Annotated in this window: 23 protein-coding genes; 15 read left to right on the forward strand and 8 right to left on the reverse strand. The window is 62.9% G+C overall.

Features of this window, described 5'->3' with window-relative positions; translation table 11 throughout:
• Positions 1–65 precede the first annotated feature (65 nt).
• The 4 genes from pdhA to MTR66_RS05675 all read left to right on the forward strand — a co-directional run bounded on the left by pdhA (position 66) and on the right by MTR66_RS05675 (position 3,940).
• Complete coding sequence (gene pdhA, locus MTR66_RS05660) at positions 66–1,151, forward strand: pyruvate dehydrogenase (acetyl-transferring) E1 component subunit alpha (protein WP_243918625.1); 1,086 nt, start codon at positions 66–68, stop codon at positions 1,149–1,151.
• Positions 1,151–2,533, forward strand: a complete 1,383-nt coding sequence (locus MTR66_RS05665; protein ID WP_243918627.1) for a pyruvate dehydrogenase complex E1 component subunit beta — start codon at positions 1,151–1,153, stop codon at positions 2,531–2,533. Before pdhA ends, MTR66_RS05665 begins: the two co-directional genes overlap by 1 nt.
• Positions 2,534–2,700: 167 nt before the next feature.
• A complete protein-coding gene (locus MTR66_RS05670; RefSeq protein ID WP_243918629.1) occupies positions 2,701–3,405 on the forward strand; it encodes a hypothetical protein in 705 nt (234 codons plus the stop codon).
• Between the two features lie 79 nt (positions 3,406–3,484).
• Complete coding sequence (locus MTR66_RS05675; RefSeq protein ID WP_243918631.1) at positions 3,485–3,940, forward strand: EF-hand domain-containing protein; 456 nt, start codon at positions 3,485–3,487, stop codon at positions 3,938–3,940.
• Between the two features lie 15 nt (positions 3,941–3,955).
• On the opposite strand, the gene trmFO is transcribed toward MTR66_RS05675, so the two are convergent.
• Complete coding sequence (gene trmFO, locus MTR66_RS05680) at positions 3,956–5,320, reverse strand: methylenetetrahydrofolate--tRNA-(uracil(54)-C(5))-methyltransferase (FADH(2)-oxidizing) TrmFO (protein ID WP_243918633.1); 1,365 nt, start codon at positions 5,318–5,320, stop codon at positions 3,956–3,958.
• Positions 5,321–5,415: 95 nt separating this feature from the next.
• Here trmFO and MTR66_RS05685 point away from each other — a divergent pair, with 95 nt between their 5' ends.
• Positions 5,416–6,093, forward strand: a complete 678-nt coding sequence (locus MTR66_RS05685; RefSeq protein WP_243918635.1) for a hypothetical protein — start codon at positions 5,416–5,418, stop codon at positions 6,091–6,093.
• Here the strand turns inward: MTR66_RS05685 and MTR66_RS05690 are convergent.
• Positions 6,090–6,440 (reverse strand): DUF952 domain-containing protein, encoded by a 351-nt coding sequence (locus MTR66_RS05690; RefSeq protein ID WP_243918637.1) that lies wholly within the window; start codon positions 6,438–6,440, stop codon positions 6,090–6,092. The two genes, MTR66_RS05685 and MTR66_RS05690, sit on opposite strands and share 4 nt — an antisense overlap.
• Positions 6,437–9,130, reverse strand: a complete 2,694-nt coding sequence (gyrA, locus tag MTR66_RS05695; protein WP_407673025.1) for a DNA gyrase subunit A — start codon at positions 9,128–9,130, stop codon at positions 6,437–6,439. The genes MTR66_RS05690 and gyrA overlap by 4 nt, the downstream gene beginning before the upstream one ends.
• 401 nt (positions 9,131–9,531) lie before the next feature.
• On the opposite strand from gyrA, the gene MTR66_RS05700 reads away from it, so the two are divergent.
• Positions 9,532–10,860, forward strand: coding sequence for a hypothetical protein (locus MTR66_RS05700; protein ID WP_243918641.1), 1,329 nt, complete (start codon positions 9,532–9,534; stop codon positions 10,858–10,860).
• Positions 10,861–10,971: 111 nt separating this feature from the next.
• Here MTR66_RS05700 and MTR66_RS05705 read toward each other — a convergent pair whose 3' ends face one another.
• Positions 10,972–11,625 carry a carbonic anhydrase gene (locus MTR66_RS05705; RefSeq protein WP_243918643.1) on the reverse strand — a complete coding sequence of 218 codons (654 nt, stop codon included), beginning with the start codon at positions 11,623–11,625 and terminating at the stop codon, positions 10,972–10,974.
• Positions 11,626–11,722: 97 nt separating this feature from the next.
• Here MTR66_RS05705 and lipA point away from each other — a divergent pair, with 97 nt between their 5' ends.
• Together lipA and MTR66_RS05715 are read left to right on the forward strand one after the other, a co-directional pair.
• Complete coding sequence (gene lipA, locus MTR66_RS05710; protein WP_243918645.1) at positions 11,723–12,661, forward strand: lipoyl synthase; 939 nt, start codon at positions 11,723–11,725, stop codon at positions 12,659–12,661.
• Positions 12,662–12,713: 52 nt separating this feature from the next.
• Positions 12,714–13,160 carry a type II toxin-antitoxin system RatA family toxin gene (locus MTR66_RS05715; protein WP_243918647.1) on the forward strand — a complete coding sequence of 149 codons (447 nt, stop codon included), beginning with the start codon at positions 12,714–12,716 and terminating at the stop codon, positions 13,158–13,160.
• A gap of 161 nt (positions 13,161–13,321) precedes the next feature.
• On the opposite strand, the gene MTR66_RS05720 is transcribed toward MTR66_RS05715, so the two are convergent.
• The 3 genes from MTR66_RS05720 to MTR66_RS05730 are packed head-to-tail and all read right to left on the reverse strand — an operon-like array spanning position 13,322 to position 15,588.
• A complete protein-coding gene (locus MTR66_RS05720) occupies positions 13,322–13,831 on the reverse strand; it encodes a CinA family protein (RefSeq protein WP_243918649.1) in 510 nt (169 codons plus the stop codon).
• A 16-nt stretch (positions 13,832–13,847) separates the two neighbouring features.
• Positions 13,848–14,366: a hypothetical protein gene (locus MTR66_RS05725; protein ID WP_243918651.1), complete on the reverse strand. Its 519-nt coding sequence runs from the start codon at positions 14,364–14,366 to the stop codon at positions 13,848–13,850.
• A gap of 25 nt (positions 14,367–14,391) precedes the next feature.
• Positions 14,392–15,588 (reverse strand): bifunctional 2-C-methyl-D-erythritol 4-phosphate cytidylyltransferase/2-C-methyl-D-erythritol 2,4-cyclodiphosphate synthase, encoded by a 1,197-nt coding sequence (locus tag MTR66_RS05730; RefSeq protein WP_243918653.1) that lies wholly within the window; start codon positions 15,586–15,588, stop codon positions 14,392–14,394.
• A gap of 80 nt (positions 15,589–15,668) precedes the next feature.
• Between MTR66_RS05730 and dusB the strand changes: the two genes are divergently transcribed.
• The 7 genes from dusB (at position 15,669) to hflX (ending at position 25,117) form a co-directional block, all read left to right on the forward strand.
• Positions 15,669–16,697, forward strand: a complete 1,029-nt coding sequence (dusB, locus tag MTR66_RS05735) for a tRNA dihydrouridine synthase DusB (RefSeq protein ID WP_243918655.1) — start codon at positions 15,669–15,671, stop codon at positions 16,695–16,697.
• Complete coding sequence (locus MTR66_RS05740) at positions 16,694–17,830, forward strand: two-component system sensor histidine kinase NtrB (RefSeq protein WP_243918656.1); 1,137 nt, start codon at positions 16,694–16,696, stop codon at positions 17,828–17,830. The genes dusB and MTR66_RS05740 overlap by 4 nt, the downstream gene beginning before the upstream one ends.
• On the forward strand, positions 17,827–19,245 hold the full coding sequence (locus MTR66_RS05745; protein WP_243918657.1) for a sigma-54-dependent transcriptional regulator: 1,419 nt from the start codon (positions 17,827–17,829) through the stop codon (positions 19,243–19,245). The genes MTR66_RS05740 and MTR66_RS05745 overlap by 4 nt, the downstream gene beginning before the upstream one ends.
• A 111-nt stretch (positions 19,246–19,356) precedes the next feature.
• Positions 19,357–21,531 (forward strand): sensor histidine kinase, encoded by a 2,175-nt coding sequence (locus tag MTR66_RS05750; RefSeq protein WP_243918986.1) that lies wholly within the window; start codon positions 19,357–19,359, stop codon positions 21,529–21,531.
• 62 nt (positions 21,532–21,593) lie between these two features.
• Positions 21,594–22,979, forward strand: coding sequence for a nitrogen assimilation response regulator NtrX (ntrX, locus tag MTR66_RS05755; RefSeq protein WP_243918658.1), 1,386 nt, complete (start codon positions 21,594–21,596; stop codon positions 22,977–22,979).
• 207 nt (positions 22,980–23,186) lie between these two features.
• Positions 23,187–23,768: an RNA chaperone Hfq gene (gene hfq, locus MTR66_RS05760; protein ID WP_243918659.1), complete on the forward strand. Its 582-nt coding sequence runs from the start codon at positions 23,187–23,189 to the stop codon at positions 23,766–23,768.
• A 17-nt stretch (positions 23,769–23,785) separates the two neighbouring features.
• Entirely contained in the window at positions 23,786–25,117 is a 1,332-nt protein-coding gene (gene hflX, locus MTR66_RS05765; RefSeq protein WP_243918660.1) for a GTPase HflX, read from the forward strand.
• Here hflX and mazG read toward each other — a convergent pair.
• A complete protein-coding gene (gene mazG / locus MTR66_RS05770; RefSeq protein ID WP_243918661.1) occupies positions 25,094–25,882 on the reverse strand; it encodes a nucleoside triphosphate pyrophosphohydrolase in 789 nt (262 codons plus the stop codon). The genes hflX and mazG overlap by 24 nt on opposite strands.
• Positions 25,883–25,915: the final 33 nt, after the last annotated feature.

The following is a 25,915-nucleotide window of genomic DNA, read 5'->3' on the forward strand; positions in this document are numbered from 1 at the left end:
CCGCTTTGCGCCCGGCTTCCCTATATCGCGCGTGAATCGATCGCACCAACGATTGGGAGCACGCTTTGCCCAAAGCCAAGAATGCCGCAGACAGCGGTAATGAACCTGCCGTAGCCGCTGAGGAAGGCGAAGATTTCGCGCTTCGCAGCCTCCAGCAAGCCCATGCAGCCGATCGCCGTTACAAGGCGAGTAAGGAAGAATTGCTGCACTTCTATGAGCAGATGCTGCTGATCCGGCGCTTCGAAGAGAAGGCCGGCCAGCTTTACGGCCTCGGGCTGATCGGTGGTTTCTGCCATCTCTATATCGGTCAGGAAGCCGTCGCCGTCGGTCTGCAGTCTTCGCTCAAGGGCGGTCTCGACTCGGTCATTACCGGCTACCGCGATCACGGGCACATGCTGGCCTATGGTATCGACCCCAAGGTTATCATGGCCGAACTGACCGGCCGCCATTCGGGCATCTCGAAAGGCAAGGGCGGATCGATGCATATGTTCAGCGTCGATCACAAGTTCTACGGCGGCCACGGCATCGTCGGCGCTCAAGTGCCGCTCGGCACCGGTCTCGCCTTCTCGCACAAGTACAACGAGGACGGCGGCGTGACCGTGGCCTACTTCGGTGACGGCGCGGCCAACCAGGGCCAGGTCTACGAGAGCTTCAACATGGCCTCGCTGTGGAACCTGCCGATCGTGTTCGTGGTGGAAAACAACCAGTACGCCATGGGCACTGCCGTCAAGCGCGGTTCGGCCGAGACGCACTTCTACCGCCGCGGCACCGCGTTCCGCATCCCCGGCATGCAGGTGGACGGGATGGACGTTCTCGAAGTGCGCAAGGCGGCCGAGATCGCGCTGGAGCATGTACGCGGCGGCAACGGGCCGGTTCTCATGGAGCTGAGCACTTATCGCTATCGCGGGCACTCGATGTCCGACCCGGCCAAATACCGCAGCCGTGAGGAAGTGCAGGACGTGCGCCAGAAGCGCGATCCGATTGAGCATGCCAAGGCCGAACTTATGGAAATGGGTGTGAGCGAAGCCAGCCTGAAGGACATCGACAAGCGCATGCGCGCGCTGGTGACGGAGGCGGCGGATTTCGCGGAAAGCTCGCCCGAACCCGAAATGTCCGAACTCTATACTGACGTGCTGGTGGAGCGCTACTGATGGCGATCGAACTCAAGATGCCCGCGCTCTCTCCGACGATGGAAGAGGGCAAACTGGCCAAGTGGCTGGTCAAGGAAGGCGACGAAGTCACCTCCGGCGACATCCTGGCCGAAATCGAAACCGACAAGGCAACGATGGAATTCGAGGCCGTCGATGAAGGCACGGTCGGCAAGATCGTCGTCCCCGAAGGCACCGAAGGCGTGAAAGTTGGCACTGTCATTGCGATGCTGGCTGGCGAGGGCGAGGATGCCTCCGCGGTAGAGGCGCCGCAGCCGGTTGTCGAAGCCCAGCAGGTCAAATCCGACGTGACGCAGGAAACTCCGGCCGAGAGCGGCACGGCGCAGCTTGCCAGCGAAGCCCGGCCGAAGGTTTCCGATCCAGAGGTCCCGCATGGCACCAACATGAAGACCTCGACCGTGCGCGAAGCCCTGCGCGATGCCATGGCCGAGGAAATGCGCCGTGACGAACGCGTCTTCGTGATGGGTGAGGAAGTCGCCGAATATCAGGGCGCCTACAAGGTCACGCAGGGACTGCTTGAAGAATTCGGCGCCAAGCGGGTGATCGATACGCCGATCACCGAGTATGGCTTTGCCGGTATCGGCACCGGCGCCGCGATGGGCGGCCTGCGCCCGATCGTCGAATTCATGACGTTCAACTTCGCCATGCAGGCGATTGACCACATCATCAACTCGGCGGCCAAGACCAACTACATGTCCGGCGGCCAGATGCGCTGCCCGGTGGTGTTCCGCGGCCCGAACGGTGCAGCCTCGCGTGTCGGCGCGCAGCACTCGCAGAACTACGGCCCCTGGTATGCCCAGGTGCCGGGTCTGGTGGTGATCGCGCCGTATGACGCTTCGGATGCCAAGGGCCTGCTCAAGGCGGCCATCCGCTGCGAGGATCCGGTCGTCTTCCTCGAAAACGAGCTGGTCTATGGCCGCACGTTCGAACTGCCCGAACTTGACGATCACGTCCTGCCGATCGGCAAGGCGCGGATCATGCGTGAGGGCAAGGACGTGACCATCGTGTCCTACTCGATCGGCGTGGGCGTTGCGCTGGAAGCGGCCGAAGCGCTCGCGGCCGAAGGCATCGATGCCGAAGTGATCGACCTGCGCACGCTGCGCCCGCTCGACAAGGAAACGGTGCTCGAAAGTCTGGCCAAGACCAATCGCATGGTCGTGGCCGAGGAAGGCTTCCCGGTCTGTTCGATCGCCTCGGAAATCGCGGCGATCTGCATGGAAGAAGGCTTCGACGATCTCGACGCCCCGGTCGTGCGCGTCTGCAACGAAGACGTGCCGCTGCCTTACGCCGCCAATCTCGAAAAGGCGGCGCTGATCGACGCGCCGCGCGTGATCGAGGCGGTGAAGAAGGTCTGCTACCGCTGATACGGGCGAGGGCCGGGCACCAGTGCGGCCCGGCCCTCGCGCTGTCTCCCGGCCGTTGATAGTGGCACGGATTTGGAAGCGATCGCGGGGCACCCGCCGGTAGACTGAGAGTATAGTGCGGCTGCGGCAATGCTTGCATGCCCGCGTTTGCTCCCTAGAGAGGCGCTGTGTCTGACAATATTCCTTCCGTCAAAGTGGCCGCAGATGGGCACGAGGATGCCCTAATCCAGTCGCTGCCTGCCGTTTCGCGTCTGGCACTGGCCTATGCACCGGCTTCCGCCCGGCTTCCCACACTGGCGCTGTTCGCGCTGGACACCCGGCTTGCCGGGCTGCTGCGCCATTCGCGCGAGCCGATGCTGGCACAGCTGCGGCTGTCCTGGTGGCGGGAATCGCTGGGCCGGGAGCATAACGAATGGCCCGAAGGCGAACCTCTGCTGGCCGCGTTGCGCAGCTGGAACGGCAAGCACAAGGCCCTGACGGCGCTGGTCGATGGCTGGGAGGCCCTGACGGGGCCTGCTCCGCTGCCCGGCGATGCGCTGCGAACGATGGCGCAAGGGCGGGCGGAAGCGTTTGCCGGGCTTGCCCATGCGCTGGATCGCGAAAAGGAATCGCGCGCCGCCTACCGTCTGGGGCAGCAATGGGGGCTTGCCGATCTCGCCGTGCGTCTGGGCAATGCGCAGGAACGCGAAGCCGCTCTGACCCTGGCAGGCGCGGAAAACAGCGGGGGACGCCCGCGCGTATCGCGTGCCTTGCGGCCCTTGCTGGTCCTTCAGGGACTGGCCCGGCGCCGTCTGGACAAGGGCAGTGAAGCGGCCGCGTTGTCACCGGCGGCCATGCTCAAGGCCTTGCGGCTCGGGCTGCTTGGCGTCTGACCGGCTCTGGTGAAAGATATGTAATTTCAGCCCCATGATGCCGGCGGCCTATCCAGCCAGCGGTTAACGGGGATCTTTCATGAATCGCTTCCTGCTTGGCGGCCTTGCCGCGCTTGTTATGGCCGGTGTCGGCCTGTTCTGGTGGCAGGGCAGGGCCGAAGTGGAAAAGGCCGCGCCGCCGCCCGAAGCGATGGCGTCGTTCGATCCGGAAGAGCTGCCCAGCGCGGACCCCGGCGAGATCATGGGGCCGGAGCCTCCGGCGGCCACGAAACTGACGCGCGAGCAGCGCCGTTTTGGACGTTACGACCGGAACAGTGACGGGCGCATCAGCCGCAACGAGATGCTCTCGACGCGCACCGCCGCGTTCCGCAAGCTCGACAAGGACGGCAACAACTTGCTCTCGTTCGAGGAGTGGGCCGTCACCACCGTCGACAAGTTCGATCACGCCGACGTTAATCGCGACGATGAGTTGACGCCGGAGGAGTTTGCCCGCACCGCGCCGCCGCCCCGGCGAAAGCCGAAGTGCGGCTGCTGATCAGGCGGCGGTTGATCAGGCCGCGGGAGCCAGTGTGGCCAGCCAGCCGCCGATGTCTTCCTTGGCGCGGGAGGTGTAGGCCTCCTTGCGCTGTTTCTTCTTCACGTCGTGAAGCGGCGGGAACAGTCCGAAATTGACGTTCATCGGCTGATAGCTCTCGGCCTCGGCATCGCCGGTGATGTGCGCAAGCAGGGCGCCCAGTGCCGTTGTGCGGGGCGGGGCCTGCCAGTCGCGCCCTGCCAGCTCTGCCGCTGTCATCAGGCCGGTCATCAGCCCCACGGCCGCGCTTTCGACATAGCCCTCGCAGCCGGTGATCTGCCCCGCAAATCGCACGTGCGGCGCGCTCTTGAGCCGCAATTGCCGGTCGAGCAGGACTGGCGAATTGAGGAACGTGTTGCGGTGCAGGCCGCCAAGGCGCGCGAATTCGGCCTTTTCCAGCCCCGGAATCGTGCGGAACAGGCGGACCTGCTCGGCATGCTTCAGCTTGGTCTGGAAGCCGACCATGTTCCACAGCGTGCCCAGCTTGTTGTCCTGCCGCAGCTGCACCACTGCATAAGGCCAGCGGCCATTGGGGTGTTCGGGCGTCGCCCAATGGGGGTTGTCGAGCCCCACCGGCTTCATCGGCCCGAAACGCAGCGTTTCGACGCCGCGTTCGGCCATGACCTCGATCGGCATGCAGCCGTCGAAATAGGGGGTGTTCGCCTCCCACTCCTTGAACGCGGTTTTCTCGCCATCGATCAGGCCCTGATGGAAGGCCAGGTACTGGTCCTTGTCCATCGGGCAATTGATGTAGTCCTTGGCCTCGCCGCCGAACTTTGACGGTTTGTCCCAGCGCGAGGCCATCCAGCAGATGTCCATGTCGATTGTCTCGCGGTAGACAATGGGCGCGATGGCATCGAAGAAAGCCAGCGAATCCGCGCCTGTCGCCTGCGCGATCGATCCGGCCAGCGCTTGCGCGGTGAGCGGGCCGGTCGCTACGACCGTCATGCCGCTGCCGGGCAGGGTATCGACCCGTTCCCGCACGATTTCGACATTGGGCAGGGCGCCCAGCCGCGCTTCGACTTCGGCGGAAAAGACATCCCGGTCGACGGCGAGCGCCGATCCGGCAGGCACTTGCGCCTTGGCGGCCGCGCCCATGATCAGCGAATCGCAGAGCCGCATTTCGTGGTGCAGCAGGCCGACGGCGTTCTTCTCGTCGTCGTCCGAACGGAAGGAGTTCGAACAGACGAGCTCGGCCAGCCCGTCGGTCTGGTGCGCGGGGGAGCGCTCTCCGGTTCCGCGCATTTCGGACAGGCGAACCTTGAAACCGCGGCGGCCGAGCTGCCAGGCGGTCTCGCTGCCTGCCAGGCCGCCGCCGATAATGTGGACATCGTAATGCATGCCCGCGCGCCTAGCTTGTCTCGGCTCGACGGGAAAGGGCAAGTGCTGCCATAGGGGCTTGGCACGTGCATTATGCAGAAGGATTTGGCCGGATCATGCCCAGGCGAGCTCTCATCGAACGCAGGCCATGGCTTCTGACCAGCATCCTGCTCGCGCTGGCTGTTGTGTGGCTGCAGGACAGCCGCCTGCCCGGCGTTTATCTCATGACACTGAAAGCCGCACCGCTGGCGCTGCTCGCGGTCTATGCCATGCTGCGCCACAAGGGGCGCGATAGCCAGTTGCTGGCGGCGATGCTGGTGTTTCAGGGCGTGGGAGCGGCCTTGTCCGGTCTGGCTGAAACGCTTGCTGCCGTGATGGTGGCAGTGGGCTTCACGCTGGGCATCGGTCTGTTCCTGATGCACCGGAGGGAGCGCCTTTCTGTCAGCCAGATGAGCCTTGCCGTGACGTTGCTGCTTCTTACGCCCGTGATTTGCCAACTGGCCGTGCAACCGGCGGTAGGAGCCGGATGGGCGCCGGTGTACTTTGGCGCGGCACTGGGCGGAATGGCGGCCTGTGCATGGACAAGCCGATTCCCGCGCTACCGCGTGGGATTGGGGGCACTGGTGATTGTTGCAGGCAATATCGCCGCGCTGTCATCGCTGCATGTGATCAATGGGCCGGGGCTTGGTGAAACCCTGGGATGGCCGCTGTTCTATCTTGGAAACCTCATCCTGGCGACAGGCGTAACCGGCGAACTTCGGGCCCGTGCGGCGGCTTGGCGGCAGGGTTTCTAAGCGGCAGGAAGCGCTAAATCGCCGCTCTCGTCATAAGCGACAGGGCCATGCGCCAAGACGGCCGATAGCGGCAGTTCGGCGTAGATATGCGGAAACAACGCGCCGCCGCGTGAGACTTCCCACTTCACCGCATCGCCGAGCCGGGTCAGATCGACGGCAGCGATATGCAGATCGCTTTGCCCGGCGAAGTGCTTTTCCAGCGTTTCCTGCGTCTGTCCTGCGGTGGACATATGGATGTACCCGTCGGCCAGATCGATCGGGGCACCTTGAAATGTCCCGGCGGAGAGCAACTGCTGCAGCTGCTCTCCGGTTAGGATCTTGTACGCAACCGGGCCGGGCTGGCTCACGCTTCGCCTTCCGGTGCTTCGCTTTCGGGTGTTTTGGGCGCAGGTGCATCACCGGCGGCTTCCGCCTCGATGACTTCCTCTTCGGCCTCTTCGTCGAGGCGCACGGCGCTGACTACGTGTTCGTCCGCCGATACGTTGAACAGGCGCACACCGGCCGAACCGCGCCCGATGACGCGCAGGCTCTCCAGCGGCAGGCGGATCAGTTTGGCCTGATCGGTCACCAGCAGCAGTTGCTGGGCCTGCGTCGCGGGGAAGCTGGCGACAACCGGGCCGTTACGCTCGATGTTGTCGATATTGGTGATCCCCTGTCCGCCGCGTCCGGTGCGCCGGTACTCGTAGGCCGAGGACATCTTGCCGTAGCCGTTGGCGCAAACGGTAAGAATGAACTGCTCGCTCTCGGTCAGTTCGGCCATGCGTTCGGGAGACAGCGAGGGGGCGCCTTCCTTTTCGCCCTTCCAGGGCGCGAACTTGAGATAAGCCTCGCGTTCCTCCGGCGTGGTGCCGACACGGTGAAGGATCGAAAGCGAGATCACCTCGTCCATCTCGCCCTTGTCGTTGGTTTTCAGGTTCATGCCGCGCACGCCGGTGGAGGTGCGGCTTGTGAACTCGCGCACATCGTCACCTGCAAAGCGGATTGCCTTGCCCTGACGGCTTGCCAGCAGCACGTCGTCGGTAGATTCGAGCAGGGCGACGCCGATCAGGTGGTCGTCCGAGCCTTCGTCGAACTTCATCGCGAACTTGCCGTTGGAAGGGATGTTCGCGAAGGCGTCCATGGCGTTGCGGCGCACATTGCCCCTGGCCGTGGCGAAGACGACCGAGAGCTTGCTCCATTCGGTCTCGTCTTCGGGCAGGGCGAGCACGGTCTGGATCGTCTCGTCCTTGTCCAGGGCGGGCAGGAGATTGACGATCGGACGGCCGCGCGTGGTGGGGCCGCCTTCGGGCAGCTTGTAGACCTTGAGGCGGTAGACCTTTCCGGCGGTCGAGAAGAACAGCACCGGGTTGTGCGTGGAGGTGACGAACATCGTCGTCACGGCATCCTCTTCCTTCGTCGCCATACCGGCGCGGCCCTTGCCGCCGCGGGCCTGGGCACGGAAGGTGGAGAGGGCGGTGCGCTTGATGTAGCCGTCCATGGTGACAGTCACCACCATGTCCTCGCGCTCGATCAGGTCTTCGTCCTCGATGCCGTCGAAGGCGGCGGTAATCTCGGACATGCGCGGCGTGGCATAAAGATCGCGCACGGCCTGCAGTTCCTCGCGCATGACGCCGTAGAGCTTCACGCGGTCGGCCAGGATCGCCAGATATTCCTCGATGGCGACCGCGAGCTCCTTGAGCTCATCACCGATCTCGTCGCGGCCCAGTGCGGTCAGGCGGTGGAGACGCAGATCCAGAATGGCCTTAACCTGCGCTTCGGAAAGCCGGTAGGTGCCGCCGGTTTCTTCGGCCGTGGGCTCGATCGCCTCGACCAGACGGATATAGGGCGCAATTTCGCCGATCGGCCACTCCTTGGCGAGCAGCTTGGCGCGGGCGTCGGCCGGGTTCGAGGAACCGCGGATGATCGTCACGACTTCGTCCATGTTGGACACTGCGACCACGAGGCCAAGCAGGATATGGGCCCGGTCGCGCGCCTTGTTCAGTTCGAACTTGGTGCGGCGGGTGATGACCTCTTCGCGGAACTGGATGAACGACTGGAGAATGTCGCGCAGCGACAGGATTTCCGGCCGCCCGCCGCGGATCGCCAGCATGTTGGCCGGGAAGTTAGACTGCGCGGGCGTGTTGCGCCAGAGCTGGTTGAGCACGACTTCCGGCGAGGCGTCGCGCTTGAGGTCGATGACCACCCGCACGCCTTCGCGGTTGGATTCGTCGCGGATGTCGGAGACACCCTCGATCCGCTTGTCCTTGGCGGCTTCGGCGATTTTCTCGACGAGGCCGGACTTGCCGACCTGATAGGGCATCGAGGTTAGGACGATCGAGCGGCGGTCGCCCCGGCCTTCCTCGATCTCGTGACGGCAGCGCTGGACGATCGAGCCGCGCCCCTGTGTATAGGCCGCGCGCGAACCGCTGGAGCCCAGGATCAGCGGTGCGGTCGGGAAATCCGGGCCCGGAATGATCTCGAACAGTTCCTCCGAGGAGATCCCCGGATTGTCCATCATCGCAAAGCAACCGTCGATCACTTCGCCCAGATTGTGCGGCGGAATGTTGGTCGCCATGCCGACCGCGATGCCGCCCGCGCCGTTGACCAGCAGGTTCGGGAAGCGTGCGGGCAGGACGGTCGGCTCCTGCCGCGAACCGTCGTAGTTGTCGGCGAAATCGACGGTGTTCTTGTCGAGATCGTCCATCAGCGAGTTGGCAACGCGGGCCAGACGCGCTTCGGTGTAACGCATGGAGGCCGGGGGGTCCGGGTCCATCGAGCCGAAGTTGCCCTGACCGTCGATCAGCGGCAGCCGCATCGACCAGTCCTGCGTCATGCGCGCCAGGGCATCGTAGATCGCGCTGTCACCGTGCGGGTGATAATTACCCATCACGTCGCCGACGATCTTCGCCGATTTGCGGTAGGGCCGTCCGGCGACGAAGCCGCCTTCCTGGCTGGCGAAGAGAATACGCCGGTGGACGGGTTTCAAGCCGTCGCGCACGTCGGGAAGCGCGCGGCTCACGATCACGCTCATCGCGTAATCGAGATAGCTCGTCTTCATCTCATCGACGATGTCGACGCGCGTGTATTCGCCTTCGGGGCCGGTGTGCTCGTTGTTCTCGGTGTCGTCGCTCACGCGGTTCTATCGCTGTTGTTGCGGAAAAAGGGTGATGAACTGCCCTAGGACAAGCGCCGGACGATTGCCACAGCAAGGGGCACCCAGCCGGGGAAAACATCGCTGCGTTTTCCACACTTAAGAGCGCTTTTGCGGGCAATCGGGCCCTGGCGCTGTCATCGCGGGCCCATATCTGCGGCAAACTGCATTCAATAAGCGTTCAGTGGCGCGCGGGTAACAGGAGCGAAAGGTTGCCAAGCCGCCAATTCGGCGGCACACCGGCGCCGGTGAGTTACAGGTGCCCGTTTCCGGGCATGTATTGTTTTGTCTTGAGAGGAGTGGCCTTGATGGCTCGCAAATTCCTGGTTTCCCGTTTTGCTCTCGCGCTCGCGCTGTCGAGTGGCATGGCCGTGGCGGTGGCGCCTCCGGCGATGGCCAAGAAGAAGGAAAAGGAAAAGGCGCCCGCCGCCAATTTCTCCGACGATTTCCGCAAGGCAGCAGGCCCGATCGAAAAGGCGATGACCGAGGCGACGTCGAAACTGCCTGCCGGTGCCGGTCCGGCCGACTTTGCAGCGGCCAAGACGCAGATCGATGCGGCGCTGGGCGGTGACGGCAAGGCGGCTTTCGAGGCCGCGATCCCGACCGCGACCACGCCGGACGACAAGCATGCCTTGGGTTCGATGCTCCGCAACTACGGCATCCTGTCCAAGGATTTGGCCTTCAAGCAGAAGGGTACGCTCCTTATGCTCGACAGCGGCAAGCTGGCGGCGGACAAAGTGGGCCAGATGGACTACGATGCCGGCGTAACGGCCTATCAGCTCAAGGACTGGACCAGCGCGGCGACCTACCTCAAGGCCGCGAAGGACGCTGGTTTTCAGGATCCGAACAACCAGCTCGAACTGATCCTTGCCGATGCCTACAAGCGCAGCGGCAACACCGAAGCCGTGCTGCAGATGGCCAAGGAGGATATTGCCGCCGCCGAGGCCAATGGCACGGCTCCGGCCGAAACCTCGCTGCGCACCGTGCTGCAGCAGACGTATTCGGCCAAGCAGCTTGGGCCGTCGACCGAATACGCGGCCCTGCTGGGGCAGTACTATCCGAAGTCCTGGAACATCGCGATCTCGGTCGTCGGCCAGCTCGCCGCGCTCCCGCGTGAGCAGGATGTGGACTTGATGCGCCTGAAGTTCCTGACCAATTCGATGACGGAAAAGCGCGACTACTTCACGTATCTGGAAGATGTCGATCCGCGCGCCTATCCGGGCGAAGCGATGAAGGTGATCAATGACGGTCTTGCCAAGGGCAAGCTGACCGAAGCTGAAATCGCCGCGGACAAGTCCAATACGCAATCGCGCGTCGCCAGCGACAAGGCATCGCTGCCGTCGGTGGCAAGCGATGCCATGAAGCCCGGCGCCAAGGCAGGCACTGTGGTCGGCGCCGGCGACGTTTTCCTGAGCTATGATCAGCCTGCCAAGGCGGAAACCTTCTACGCCAAGGCGCTCGGAATGCCAGGTGTCGATGCGGACAAGGTCGCGCTGCGTCTCGGCATGACCCAGGCGTTGCAGGGCAAGTACGCCGATGCGGAGAGCAACTTCGCCAAGGTGAACGGGCCGCGCGCCACTGTTGCGAAAATGTGGAGCGCTTACGCCAAGGGCAAGGCGGCTTCCCCCGCCAGCTGACGGAAATCTGCGCTAGGCGCGAAAGAAAAAGGGCGGTGGGACTATCCCGCCGCCCTTTTTCGTTTGCCCTGGCGGGCGCCGCTGTCCAGCGATGGACAGGCTGTTTGTCCCTCAGGTCACAGGTGCGAATTCACCGCTGGAATCTTCCATCAGATGGAGGACACCGTCGGAGATCGCGAAGAACGCGCCGCGCAGCCGCAGGTCGCCATCGCGCACCTTGCGGCGAATGCAAGGGAACGTCATCAGGTTCTCAAGGCTGACTTTGACGGCGGCCTGTTCCATCTGGCGTTCCGCCGGGCGGCCTTCGGTGCCGTATTGCGCCGCGACTGGTTCGCGCGCATCGTCAAGCAGCGCGATCCAGTCGGCAATGAAGCCGCCTTCGCCCGGTTCCGTGCCGTGCAGTTCCTGTGTCAGCGCAGCCTTGCAGCCGCCGCACATGCCATGGCCCATGACCACGATTTCCTTCACCTTCAGCACCTGAACCGCGAATTCGAGCGCGGCGGAGACGCCGTGATGGCCGGGCGCGGTCTCAAACGGCGGCACCAGCGCGGCGACATTGCGCACGACGAATATCTCGCCTGGATCGGTATCGAAAATCTGTGTGGGATCGACGCGGCTGTCAGAGCAGGCGATGATCATCACTTCGGGCTGCTGCCCTTCCTGCAGGTGGGCCCAGCGCTCGCGGTGCGGGGTCCATCCCGTGTCACGAAAACGGCGATAACCGTCGAGGAGGTGATCCAGGGCGTTGCTTCCGTTTTCCGGCATTGTGAGAGCACTCCATAAGGGGGATTGAGGCCGTGGCCCGTCCTTAACCGGGATATTCGTACTGGCAAGGGCGCAAGCATATGACTATCTGGGCCCCATGAACGATCTTTCCTCTGCACCGAGCCCCGAGAACAAACCGGAACGTCAGCGCAAACCGGACTGGATCCGCGTAAAGGCGCCAACAACCAAGGGATACGGCGAGACGCGCAAGCTTATGCGCGATCTCAAGCTCAATACGGTGTGCGAAGAGGCGGCTTGCCCGAACATCGGCGAGTGCTGGACGAAGAAGCACGCCACGGTGATGATTCTCGGCGACACCTGCACGCGCGCCTGCGCTTTTTGCAATGTGAAGACCGGGATGCCCGGCCGGGTGGATGCGGACGAGCCTGCCCATGTGGCGGAAGCCGCTGCCCAGATGGGGCTGGAGCACATTGTTATCACTTCGGTGGACCGCGACGATCTGCCCGATGGCGGTGCGAGTCAGTTCGTGAAGGTGATCGAGGAACTGCGCCGCAACGCGCCGCAGACCACGATCGAGATTCTCACTCCCGACTTCCGTGGCAAGATGCGCGCGGCGATCGAGGCGATCGCCGCTGCCCGGCCCGATGTCTACAATCACAATCTGGAAACGGTTCCGCGGCTTTACCCAACGATCCGCCCCGGTGCGCGCTACTATGCCTCCCTGCGGCTGCTGGAGGAGGTAAAGGCTCACGATCCTTCCATTTTCACCAAGTCCGGGGTCATGCTCGGGCTGGGGGAAGAGCGGCTCGAAGTGCATCAGGTGATGGACGACATGCGCTGTGCGGACATCGATTTCCTGACCATGGGCCAGTATCTGCGCCCGACGCCCAAGCATACCGAGGTCAAGGAGTTCGTGACGCCTCAGGCTTTCGCGGCCTACGGCGCGATTGCCCGCGCGAAGGGCTTCCTGCAGGTGGCTTCGACGCCGCTGACCCGCTCAAGCTATCACGCGGGCGAGGATTTCGCGGAAATGCGCGCGGCTCGCGAAGCCAAGCTGGCGCGGGGGCAGCGTTGATGTCCACCGGTGTACATTACATGGCCCGCAAGCCGGTGAAACAGGCCTGAACATGACGGGAATCCACGAAGTCCACCGCTTGCCCTACAGCGCCGAACAAATGTTCGACCTGGTGGCTGATGTCGGCCGTTATCAGGAGTTTCTGCCCTGGGTCGTGGCCACGCGCGTGAAGTCCGACAACGGGCACGAGATGATCGCGGACATGCTCGTCGGCTTCAAGGCGCTGCGGGAAAAGTTCACCTCGCGCGTTGAGAGGCAGCGCCCGCGTGAAATCCGGGTTCACTATGTCGATGGACCGATGCGCGACCTTGATAACGTCTGGACGTTTCACCCGGTCAGCAGCACGGCCTGCGATGTCGAATTCGACGTGCAGTTCTCCTTTCGCAATGTGCTGTTCGAAAAGCTGGCAGGGCAGTATTTCGACAAGGCCTTCCGCAAAATGGTCGCGGCTTTCGAAACGCGCGCTGCGGAGCTTTACGGCGTTCAGCAAGAGCCTTGAGATGTGATAGTAACATTATGCAACCTAATCGAGTTACATAATGTAATCTGGAAGGCGTGGCGCGTGCGGTAAGCTCGCCTAAAAGTTACCTTTTTATACCTCGCGGTGTTCTGTGGTGTAAAAAGGTAACCTTCATTCGATATACACTTGATTTACATCACTTATTCTGCGTCGAGGCGCAAAAGCTCCAAGGCGGCGAGGGCGGCTTGATGCCGGATTTCGGCGCGGTTCGCGCCGTCGATCTGCCTCTGCTCGGCGTTCACCTCGTCGTCGCCGCGGATGGCCAGGGCGAACACGACTGTGCCTACGGGCTTCATCTCGGTTCCGCCTTCGGGGCCTGCGATGCCGCTTACCGCCACGGCCACATCGGCGTTGCTGTTCCGGATTGCGCCTTGTGCCATAGCCCAGGCGGTTGCCGGAGATACCGCGCCGAAAGCGTCGAGCAGGTCTTGCGGAACCCCGAGAAGTTCCTGTTTCGCTTCGTTCGAATATGTCACGAACCCGCGGTCGAGCACGGCCGATGATCCGGGAATCTCGGTAAGCGCGGCGCAGACAAGGCCGCCGGTGCAACTCTCAGCCAGAGCAATCTTGCGGCCGGCAATCTTGTTGTCGGCAATTACCCGCTCTGCGAGTGAAACAAGGTCTTCGGGAAAAAACAATGTCTTGGCCATGACGATCCTTGAGGATTCAATCCTTGCAAAGGGCGATCTTGCCCACTTTCGGCTCGGCTTTGCTCGCGGCTTCCATGGTAAGCGCGATCAGCCCAGCCGTGTTCTCCGGAGGCAAGGGAGACAGCAGATCGATCGCAATGTCCAGCTTGGTGCAGGATTTGAGGGCGATCTGCTGCGAAACGAAGCCTTCGACGAACGTGTCCGCAAGCTGCCGGGCAGTATCGTCGGGCAGGTTGCCGACAGTGCTCGCCGCATCCGGGCCGAGTGCTTTCATGAAGGCTGGTTTGGCATCGGGCCAGTACTTGGCCTTTTGCGTGGCGTAGCGCGCGGCGAGGGCGCCGCCATGCTGACGCAGAAATGCAGACGCGGGCAAGACAGGAGCGCAGCGCTTGACGGTTCCATTGATCGCTTCTGGCAGGGCATAGGCGACCAGAGAAGTTGCCTCCGTGCGGCTCAGGCAAACCGGTTCCGCCGCTGCGGCCAGCCCGGGAGCAAGAGCGAGCAGGCAGGAAGCCGCTCCGATCAATCCTTTCATGCCGGTAACTCCTGATTCTTAGAGTCTAAATTCGGACAAGGCTGACGGCTGCCTGCGCGGCAATGCCTTCGCCCCGTCCGGTAAAACCCAGTTTCTCGGTCGTTGTTGCCTTCACGCTGATGGCTGAAACGTCAGCCTGGAGAATTTCCGCCAGCCGCGCGCGCATGGCATCACGATGCGGGCCGATCTTCGGCCGTTCGCATATGATCGTCACGTCCGCATTGCCAAGAACGTAACCGGCCTCTTGCACAAGTGTTCCGGCGTGGGAGAGAAACTGATGGGAAGCCGCGCCTTTCCATTGCGGATCGCTGGGTGGAAAATGCTGCCCGATGTCGCCTGCGCCGATGGCGCCAAGCAGCGCATCGACCAGTGCATGGATGGCAACGTCTGCGTCGCTATGTCCGGCAAGACCGTGCGTGTGTTCGATCCGGACGCCGCAAAGCCAGAGTTCCCCGCCTTCGGACAACCGGTGGACATCGTACCCTGTCCCGACGCGGACAGCGGGAAGCGCAGCGGCAAAATCGGATGCAAATGTCAGCTTGTGCAGGGCTTCGTCCCCCTCGACCATGGCGATTTCCATTCCCCGGGCTTGCGCGACCTGGGCATCGTCTCCGGCATTCATGTCACCTGGCCAGCTTCGGTGCGCGGCGAGAATGTCCGCAAAATGAAAAGCCTGCGGCGTCTGTACCCGGCGCAGGCTCTCGCGCCGTGCGGCCGGGCCCATGACGTCGCCGGATGGCCTGTGTGCGGCGTGGGCCAGGCTATCGACCATTGGCAGAACCGGGATGGCCCCCTGAAACTGCGTCAGGGCGTTGAGCAGCCGAGCGATTACGGTTTGCGGCAGAACCGGCCGGGCAGCGTCGTGAATCAGCACATAGCCGGGCCCGGCATCCATCAGGGCTTCGAGCCCGAGGCGGACCGACTCCTGCCGCGTCTTGCCGCCATCCACAAAGCGCAGGCCGGGAATGCCGCTGAGGGCCTCGCCCACGATCGTTTCGGCGCCTGGCGGGATCATGACCGCGATGGGCGCAATTCCGGCACTGGCCAGTGCCTCGACCGAATGCCTGACCACCGGTTTACCACGCCATCGCGCGAATTGCTTGGGAAGCGGCTGTCCGGCCCGCAGCCCCTGGCCCGCGGCGACCACCACGGCGGCAGCCGGGGGGGCGCCAAAGCCAGTGCCGGGCGTGCCTTGCTCTTGTGCTGATACGATACACGACATTACCGCCGCCGGTAATCGCTTGCCGGAGCGAGGGCAATCCACTATGCGCTGCCTGTTTTTTAGGCAACGTTGCACATATTATGATCGAACTGCCCGCTCCTCCCGCGCTAAAGCCCATTCATGTCGGTCCGGTGACGATCGACTGCCCGGTCGTGCTCGCACCGATGACGGGCGTTTCGGATTTGCCGTTCCGCCGGATGGTGCGCAGCTTCGGTTCCGGCCTGAACGTTACCGAAATGATCGCAAGCCCGGCGGCGATCCGCGAAACCCGCGTTTCGCTGCAGAAAGCGATGTGGGACCAGATCGAGGATCCGGTCTCCATGCAGCTTGTGGGCTGCGAGCCCGATCAGATGGCCGAGGCGGCCAAGCTGGTGGAAGACCGCGGCGCGGCGATCATCGACATCAATATGGGGTGCCCGGTCCGCAAGGTCGTCAATGGCGATGCCGGTTCGGCATTGATGCGCGATGTTCCGCTGGCGACGCAATTGATCGAGGCAACGGTCAAGGCCGTGAACGTGCCCGTCACTGTGAAAATGCGCATGGGCTGGTGCCATGACAGCCTTAATGCACCGGAACTGGCGCGCATCGCCGAAGATCTGGGCGCCAGGATGATCACGGTCCATGGCCGCACCCGCAACCAGATGTACAAGGGAGAAGCTGATTGGAGCTTCGTCCGCAAGGTTAAAGATGCGGTTTCGATCCCCGTTATCGTCAATGGCGATATCTGCGGCATTGACGACGCGGCGAAAGCTTTGGAGCAGTCTGGCGCGGACGGGCTGATGATCGGGCGCGGCGCTTACGGCAAGCCCTGGATTCTCGCGCAAGTCATGCGCTGGTGGCGCGGCGGCGGGCTGATGGCCGATCCCGGCTTCGGTGAGCAGTACGAGATCATCCGCGAACACTACGAAGCCATGCTCTCGCACTATGGGCGCGAAACCGGCGTGAAGATGGCGCGCAAGCACCTGGGCTGGTACGTCAAGGGGCTGAAGGGCTCGGCCGAATTCCGTAACCGCGTGAACTTCATCGACGATGCGGACGAAGTGCTGCGCTCGCTCGCGGAGTTCTATGCGCCTTACCGGTCCACCGGTGGACAGTTACGGGCCGCATGAGCATCGCGGTCCGGACTGCTCTTCCCGAAGCCCACCGGCTGCTGGCTAGCCTGCCCCATGCCGTTGTCCTTCTGGAATCGGGCTTGCTGATCGCTTCCGTCAATCCGGCGGGCGAACAGTTTTTCGGACAATCGCTGCGCCGTCTGGCTGGGTGCCGCCTGGCCGATGTCATGAGTTTCCCCGATCAGCGCCTGCTCGAACGTCTGCAGGACTATGAAACGCCGGTTTCCGCGCGCGAAGTGGCGGTTTCGCTCAAGGGGAAAGGCGCAAGACGCATCGATATCAACATTGCCCCGGTCGCCGATACGCCGGGCTGGCAGGTTCTCACGATCCACGACAACAGCGCCGCCGAAGCATTGGGCGACGATTCCGGCGGCGCGGATACCGCCGTGCTGCGCGGTCCGGAGATCATGGCGCATGAGATCAAGAACCCGCTTGCCGGGATTCGCGGCGCGGCGCAGCTTCTCGCCCGCAAGATCGATGAGCGGGACCGGCCGCTGACCGATCTGATTACGTCGGAAGTCGATCGTATCGCCGGGCTTATTGAACGCATGCAGAAACTGAGCGGCCGCACTGCGCCTCCGGTGGAGCCCTGCAATCTCCATGAAGCTGCACGCCGGGCGATCGACGTGATCAAGGCCGCCAATGCCGATGGTTCCGCAGCGCGCAGCTACCGGCTGCAGGAAGAGTTCGATCCGTCGCTGCCGCCGGTGCTGGGCAGTCCGGACGGGCTGGTGCAGGTGATCATCAATCTGCTGTCGAACGCGATCGAGGCCAGTCAGGAGGCCGAAGAGCCGCGGGTGGTGATCCGCACGCGCTTTGCCAGCGGCCTGCAACTGCATACCACCGATTCCGGCAAGCCCGTGCGTCTGCCCATTGAATTGCGCATCAGCGACAATGGGCAGGGTGTAGACCCGGCCATGCGCGAACACATTTTCGAACCGTTCGTCACGACCAAGAAGTCCGGACAGGGGCTGGGATTGCCGCTCGTCCGCAAGCTGGTGCGTGATATGAACGGGCGCATCACGCACGAGCGCGACGAGGAAGCGGGCCTTACCCACTTTCGTATCCATCTTCCCCTTGCGAAGGAAACGCGGGGAAGGGGGCTTCTCAGAAGGAAGCTGTTCTCATGAGCGTTCTTCTTGTCGAAGACGACATGTCGATCGCCATCGTCATCACCGCGGCGCTGGAGGACGAGGGATTTTCGGTCGTGCACTGCCAGACCATCGCCGAGCGTGACGGCCTGCTGGGTGAGCGCTGCTTCCAGGCGCTGGTGACCGACGTGATGCTGCCCGACGGCGACGGCATCGAGACGCTGGACCGCGCCCGGGCGCTCCATCCCGACATGCCGATCATTATCCTGTCGGCGCAGAACACGCTCGATACGGCCGTTCGCGCCACGGATACCGGCGCGTTCGAGTACTTCCCCAAGCCTTTCGACATCGACGAACTGGCACGCACCGTCCGGCAGGCCGCCGGGAACGCGCAGGGCAACGTGCTGCGCGGGGATGAGCCGCTTGGCGATGGCCTGCCGCTGGTCGGCCGCAGTCCGGCGATGCAGTCCGTGTTCCGCATGATCACGCGCGTGCTGCGCAACGATCTGACCGTATTGATCCTGGGGGAATCCGGAACCGGCAAGGAACTGGTGGCGGAAGCCATTCACCAGCTTGGCAATCGGCGCAGCGGGCCGTTCGTTGCCGTCAACACCGCCGCGATCCCGGCGGAGCTTATCGAAAGCGAACTGTTCGGGCACGAAAAGGGCGCCTTTACCGGCGCCGTGGCGCGCCATGCCGGCAAGTTCGAGCAAGCAGCGGGCGGCACTTTGTTCCTCGATGAAATCGGCGATATGCCGATGCAGGCGCAAACCCGGCTGCTGCGCGCGCTGCAGTCCGGCACGGTCCGCCGTGTGGGCGGCAACGAGGAAATCCGGCTCGACACGCGCATTATCGCGGCGACCAACAAGGATCTTGAGCCTGAAATCGCTGCAGGCCGGTTTCGCGAGGATCTCTATTATCGCCTCAACGTGGTGCCGATCCACATGCCGCCGCTGCGCGACCGCAGCGACGACATCGAGGTGCTGGCAAAGCACTTTCTTCAGCATGCCGCTAACGAGGGCTTGCCGCGCCGCCAGCTTACTCATGAAGCGGCGGCGCTGCTGAGCCGCCAGCCCTGGCGCGGCAATGTGCGGGAACTGAAGAACTTCGTCTATCGCATGGCACTTCTGGCACGCGAGGACACGATCGATGCGGACAGCATTCAGCCGCTGTTGGCGCAGGAACCTGTCGGCGCACCGCAGCCGGCCAAGGGCGAGGCGTGTGACATTGCCGGTGCCGTGACCCGCTGGCTCACGGCGGAACGGCCTGCCACCGGGACCATCTACGAAAGTGCCATCGCGGCGTTCGAACGCCCGCTGTTCGCGGAAGTGCTGCGCGAAACCGGAGGCAACCAATTGCGTGCGGCCCAGGCGCTGGGGATCAATCGCAACACCTTGCGCAAACGGCTGAGCGAGCTTGCGCTGGATCCGGAAGAATTCGTTCGTCGATCGTGACGCGGGTTTTGTGGAATTCTTCTTGCAAGGCAGCAACAGTGCTGTTGTAACAAGGCAACGATGACGAACGTTTTGACCCATAAGCGCAGCTGGCCGCGCTGGTGGCGGCGCATGCAGGTGGCCGCGCGCCGGGCGAATTTCTTTGCCGTCATCGAAGTACTTTCGGTCCTTGCCTTCCTCGCCATGACGGTGACGACGTGGATCGCGCTCAACAGCGGTGGCGGCAAGGGCGACCTGTTGCCTTCCGACCTCACCGCGACGCTGCTGGTGGGCACGCTTGTGCCGGCAATGACTATTCTCGTCCTGTTCGGGCGGCGGATGGCTTTGCGCCGGGCGGCAGAGAACATTGGCGGAACCGGGCGGATGCACGTGCGCCTGGTGTTCATCTTCTCGCTGATTTCCGCCATTCCGACATTGCTGGTGGTGGTTTTCGCATCGTGGCTGTTTCAGTCCGGCGTGGAGTTCTGGTTTTCGGACAGTTCGCGTGGATTGCTGGAGAACGCCAACAAGCTGGCGCGCGGGTACTATGAGCAGACCTTGCGCGATGTCGGGTATGAATCGGTGGCGATGGCGCAGGATTCGCGGGTGCCGCTGGCCGAATATCCCGTCGCCAGTCCCGAGTTTCAGGCGTTTCTGGCGGATCAGGTGCTGCGCCGGAACCTGAGTGTTGCTGCGATCATCCAGATCGATGCAAACGGAGATCAGCGCACGCCGATCATTGTCGATCCCGACAACAAGTTCGAGAATAACCGGATTTCCAAGGAGTCTCTGGAAAAGCTCAGCAAGGGCGAGCCTTACGATGTAACCTCGCGGGCGGATCGTATTGTCGCCGCAGCGCCTATCGAACGGTCCGCCGGAGTCTATCTGCTGGTGGCGCGAAGTAACGACCTGCTCTCGCTCAGTCAGGGGCAGAGCGCGGAGAACATCGTCAAAGCCTATGAAGTCCTGACGAACCGTGCCCGCGTTCTGCAATTGCGGTTCAATGTTGCCCTGTTCGTGGCTTCACTCGTGCTGGTGGGCACCTCGGTCTGGCTGGCCCTGCGGTTTGCGGACCGTCAGGTGAAGCCGCTCTATGAACTCGTGGATGCTGCGCGGCGCGTCGGTGCGGGTAACTATGCGCTGCGGATCGAAGGGCGCACCGGTGCCGACGAAATCGGGCTCCTCAACCGCGCCTTCAATCGCATGACCGGGCAGATCGACAAGCAGACGCAAGCCTTGCTGGGCGCCAACCGCCAGCTCCATGAGCGACGCCTGTTCATCGAGGCGGTGCTGGAATCGGTTACGTCCGGAATTATTTCGCTCGACGAGAACGGGCACATCCTGCTGATGAACAACACAGCCCAGCACTTGCTGAGCGAACGCGGCAGTGAGCTTCCCGAAGATCTGACGATCGGCGAATTGGCCCCATCGATCGCGGCGCTGGTTGAGCAGGGGACGGCAAGCGGCATTGTCCAGTACAGCCGCGGCGGGGAACTGCTGACCCTTGCCGTCAAGGCCAGCCGCGATGCTACAGGGCACGTCATCACGTTTGAGGACATTACCCGCCAGCTCCTCGATCAGCGCACGGCGGCGTGGTCCGATGTCGCGCGGCGCATTGCGCATGAAATCAAGAATCCGCTGACGCCGATACAGCTGGCGACCGAGCGCCTGAGCCGCCGCTACCGCAAGCAGATCACCGACAATCCCGAACTGTTCGAGGATCTGACGCGGACTATCATTCGCCAGGTCGGCGATCTGCGCAAGATGGTGGACGAATTCTCCTCCTTCGCGCGTCTGCCCAAGCCGGTATTCCGGGCGGAAGACCCGGTGGCGCTGACCCGCCAGGCTCTGTTCCTGCAGGAAGTGGCACGGCCGGACATTGATTTCAGTTTCTCGGCCGATACCGGCATCGCCAGCATAGATTGCGACCGGCACCAGTTCGGGCAGGCCATGACTAACGTGCTCAAGAATGCGGTGGAGGCAATAGAGAGCCGCGCCAAGGATGCCGATGAGGCGGCTTACAAGGGCGCTGTTGCGGTCGAGGTCGCCGATGAGGAAGACGCCATCATCGTGCGGATCACCGACAACGGCATCGGCCTCTCGCAGGATCGCGAGCGCATTGTCGAACCCTACGTCACGACGCGCGAAAAGGGCACCGGGCTCGGCCTCGCGATCGTCAACAAGATCGTTGAGGAGCACGGCGGTGAAATGATGTTCACACCTGCGCCCGGCGGCGGCACGACCGTATCGATGCGTTTTGCGCGCGATCCTCTGGCGCAAGGACGAAAGTCCGAGGCAGCCGAATAGCCCGACATGATGATGACCAAGATATTCTCCCCCCTTGATCTGCAAGCGAAGAAGACACTGCCATGGCTCTCGAAATCCTGATCGTTGACGACGAACGCGATATCCGCGAACTGGTCGCTGGCGTCCTGAGCGACGAGGGCTATGAGTGCCGAACCGCAGGCGATAGCGAAGCCGCGCTGGCTGCTATCGACGCGCGCCGTCCCTCGCTGGTTTTGCTCGACGTGTGGTTGCATGGCAGCCCGATGGACGGGCTCGAAGTGCTCGATGCGATCAAGGCGCGCGAGCCCGAACTGCCCGTCATCATTTTCTCAGGGCACGGCAATATCGACACTGCAGTCGCTGCCATCAGCCGGGGCGCGGTCGATTTCATCGAAAAGCCGTTCGAGGCCGAGAAGCTGCTCCACCTCGTCGGCCGGGCGACGGAAACCGAGCGACTGCGGCGTGAGAATGCGCAGCTCAAGCAGGATTTTACTACGGGCGAGGAATTCACCGGTTCGAGCGGTGCAATCAACCAGGTTCGCGCCACGCTCAAGCGTGTGGCCAATACCGGCAGCCGCCTGCTGATCACCGGGCCCGCCGGTTCGGGCAAGGAGGTGGCGGCGAGGCTGCTCCACGCCTGGAGCCCGCGGGCCGGAAATGCTTTCGTCAGCGTCAATTCGGCGCGCATTACGCCCGAGCGTTTCGAACAGGAACTGTTTGGTGAGGAAGCGGAAGGGGCTTTGGTCCGTCCCGGGCTTCTCGAAATGGCGGATGGCGGCACGCTCTACTTCGATGAAGTGGCAGACATGCCGATCTCGACCCAGGCGCGCATCCTGCGGGTGCTGACCGATCAGGCTTTCGTGCGCGTGGGCGGCACCCGGCAGATCCGTGTCGATGTACGCGTGGTGTCTTCCACGTCGCGCGATCTGGAAAAGGAAATCGCCGAGCGGCGTTTCCGCGAGGATCTGTTCTATCGCCTCAATGTGGTGCCGGTTTCAATTCCCGCGCTGCGCGAACGGCGCGAGGACATTCCCGCGCTCGTCGATCACTTTTTCGCCCGCTATGCGAATGAGCAGGGGGTGCAGCCGCCGCATGTGGGCAATGAAGCCATGACCGCGCTTCAGGCCTACGAATGGCCGGGCAATGTCCGCCAGCTCCGCAACGTCGTGGAACGCACGGTGATCATGGCCCCGCGCGAAAAGCTGGGCAAAATCGAAGCCGACATGCTGCCTCCGGAAATCTTCAACAGCCAGGGGGAGGGTGAGGCTGGCGTTTCGGTGATGATGAGCGCGCCCTTGCGGGAAGCGCGCGAAAGCTTCGAACGCGAATATCTGCGCATCCAGATCCGGCGGTTTTCCGGAAACATTTCCAAGACCGCAGCCTTTATCGGCATGGAACGCTCTGCCTTGCACCGTAAACTCAAGCTGCTGGGGATGTCTGAACGGCGTGAGGGCGAAGAGAGCGAATAGCCCGGCTTTCCAGCGATTACAGCTACTCGAAAGCCCTGATTTCTGCGCCTTGCAGTGCCTGATCGGGCTTTGTTGCGCACCCGCTGCAATTCTCGTGTTTACTGCAATGCAGCAAGCGGATAGATTTTGATTCGAGAACGGCACCGGAAACAGTCCAGTGCCAGATCGCGGACCGCAATCACGGCCGCCAAAAAGAAGGAGCATTGTATGGCTGGTCGAACGCTTTCAGCGCGACCGAAACCCGCAGCCGAACCGGAAACTGCCGCTGCGCCGTCACCGGAAGCACCACCGGTCAATTCCGGGAATTCAGCGGGGAAGGGGCAGAACCTTCAGGATCAGTTTCTCAATCTCCTGCGCAAGAACAAGACTCCTGTCACCATGTTCCTGGTCAAGGGCGTGAAGTTGCAGGGCATTGTTACCTGGTTTGACAATTTTTCCATCCTGCTGCGCCGTGATGGCCAGTCGCAGCTTGTCTACAAGCATGCGATTTCCACCATCATGCCTTCGACCCCGGTCGATGCGCGCCAGTTCGCCAATGGTTCGGATTCGAACAAGAAAACGCGGCTGCTGCAAGACGTGTTCCTTTCCAGCATCCGCAATGCCGGCGTGCAGGTGACGATGTTCCTGATCAACGGCGTCATGCTGCAGGGCCGCGTTGCTGCCTATGACCTGTTCTGCATGCTGCTGGAACGCGAAGGCTATGTGCAGCTGGCCTACAAGCATGCGGTTTCGACGATTCAGCCCGTGACTCCGGTCGATCTGCAGGCGCATGAAGAAACCGGCGACTGAGTCGAAACGGACCTGACTTGAACGAAGAACTGAAGGGCGAGGTCACGCGCGGTGCGCGTGCCCTCGTCGTCTATCCGCAAATGCGCGGGAGAGGTGATCTCGATACCGGCGCACGCCTCGAAGAGGCAAAAGGCCTTGCCTTGGCGATCGGCCTTGAGGTGGCGGACGCCATAGCGATCCCGATCCGCGAACCGCGTGCCGGCACGCTGTTCGGCGAAGGCCAGATCCAGAATATCGGCGTCGCCTGCGAGCTGAACGAGGCTGAGCTTGTCGTTGTTGATGGTTCGCTTTCGGCAATCCAGCAGCGCAACCTGGAAGAAAAGCTCAAGCGCAAGGTCATCGACCGCACCGGGCTGATTCTCGAAATCTTTGGCGAGCGCGCCGCGACGGCGGAAGGCCGCTTGCAGGTGGAACTGGCCCATCTCGATTATCAGGCTGGGCGTCTGGTGCGCAGCTGGACTCACCTCGAACGGCAGCGCGGCGGTTTCGGCTTCCTCGGTGGCCCGGGTGAAACGCAGATCGAGGCCGACCGCCGGATGATCCGCGACCGCATGGCCAAGATCCGCCGCGAACTGGAGCAGGTGCGGCGAACCCGCGGGCTCCACCGGGAGCGCCGGGAAAAGGCGCCATGGCCGATCGTTGCGCTGGTGGGGTATACGAACGCGGGCAAGTCCACGCTGTTCAACCGGCTGACGGGCGCGGACGTGATGGCGCAGGATCTGCTGTTCGCCACGCTCGATCCCACCATGCGGGCGATCCGCTTGCCCGGCGTCGAAAAGGCCATCCTGTCGGACACGGTGGGCTTCATTTCGGACTTGCCGACGCAGCTTGTCGCCGCTTTCCGCGCAACGCTGGAAGAGGTCACGGCGGCGGATGTGATCGTGCATGTGCGCGATATCGCCAATCCGGATACCGAATCCCAGAAGCGCCAGGTTCTCGAAGTGCTCTCTGGTCTTGGCGTGCTCACTGGCGATGAGGAGAGTGACGAGGACCGTCTTGCCATTCCCATCGTCGAAGTCTGGAACAAGTGGGATCTTCTCGGCACCGCTCATGCGGCCGAACTGCGCGAAGCCATTGCGCACCGCGAAGGTGAGACAATCGTGCCGCTTTCCGCCATGACCGGCATGGACTGTGACGGTCTGCTCGAAGCTGTTGGCAGCAAACTGACAGAGGATTCGAAGCTCTACACGTTCATCATCCCCGCTGCGGATGGTCAGCGGATCGCTTTCCTGCATGCGCGCGGCGATGTGGTGAGCGAAGAGGATGCCGGGGAAGGGGCTGGCGGGCCGCAACTGCGGCTGCAAGTGCGCCTGACCGGCCGCGAGCTAGGCCGTTTCTCCGCGCTCTGACGCCTTGACCGCTTGCCAGTAACTCTCCTGCTCGTCGAGCGGGAGAGCCGCAAAATCTTTGCCATTGCTCGATGCGAATTCTTCCATGGTGCGGAAACGGCGCTCGAACTTCGCATTGGCCGCTCGCAAGGCGTCTTCCGGAGCAATGCCGTTCAGGCGCACGAGGTTGACGGCCGCGAAGAGCAGATCGCCTGCTTCCTCCAACCTGCCGGCGTCATCCGCCTCGGCCAGTTCGGTCATCTCTTCCTCAACCTTGTCCGCCGCGCCGGACGGATCGGGCCAGTCGAAGCCGACGCGCGCGGCGCGTTTCTGCAGCTTTTCGGCCCGCATCAGCGCGGGCAGCGACAAGGCAACACCGTCGATGGCGCTCGTGGCGCCCTTGGCAGCCCGTTCTTTCGCTTTGAGTTTTTCCCAGCGTTCGGTCTGCGCATCGCCCGAGGTATCCTCACCGAAGATATGAGGGTGACGGGCCTCCAGCTTGTCGGAAATCGAGGCGGCGACATCGGCGAAGGCGAAGTGCCCGGCTTCCTCGGCCATGCGGGCATGGAAAACGACTTGCAGCAGCAGATCGCCGAGTTCGTCGCGCAGCGCATCCATGTCTTCGCGTTCGATCGCATCGGCCACTTCATAGGCCTCTTCGATCGTATAGGGCGCGATCGTCGCGAAATTCTGCGCGCGGTCCCATTCGCAGCCGTTCTGCGGGTCGCGCAGGCGCGCCATGATCGCGAGAATGCGGTCGATCTGCTGGTGACGGTGATCGGTCATGTCCGGGGCTTTCACCATGATCGGAAGAGGACG

This window comes from Novosphingobium beihaiense, assembly GCF_022832375.1.
GTDB lineage: Bacteria > Pseudomonadota > Alphaproteobacteria > Sphingomonadales > Sphingomonadaceae > Novosphingobium > Novosphingobium beihaiensis.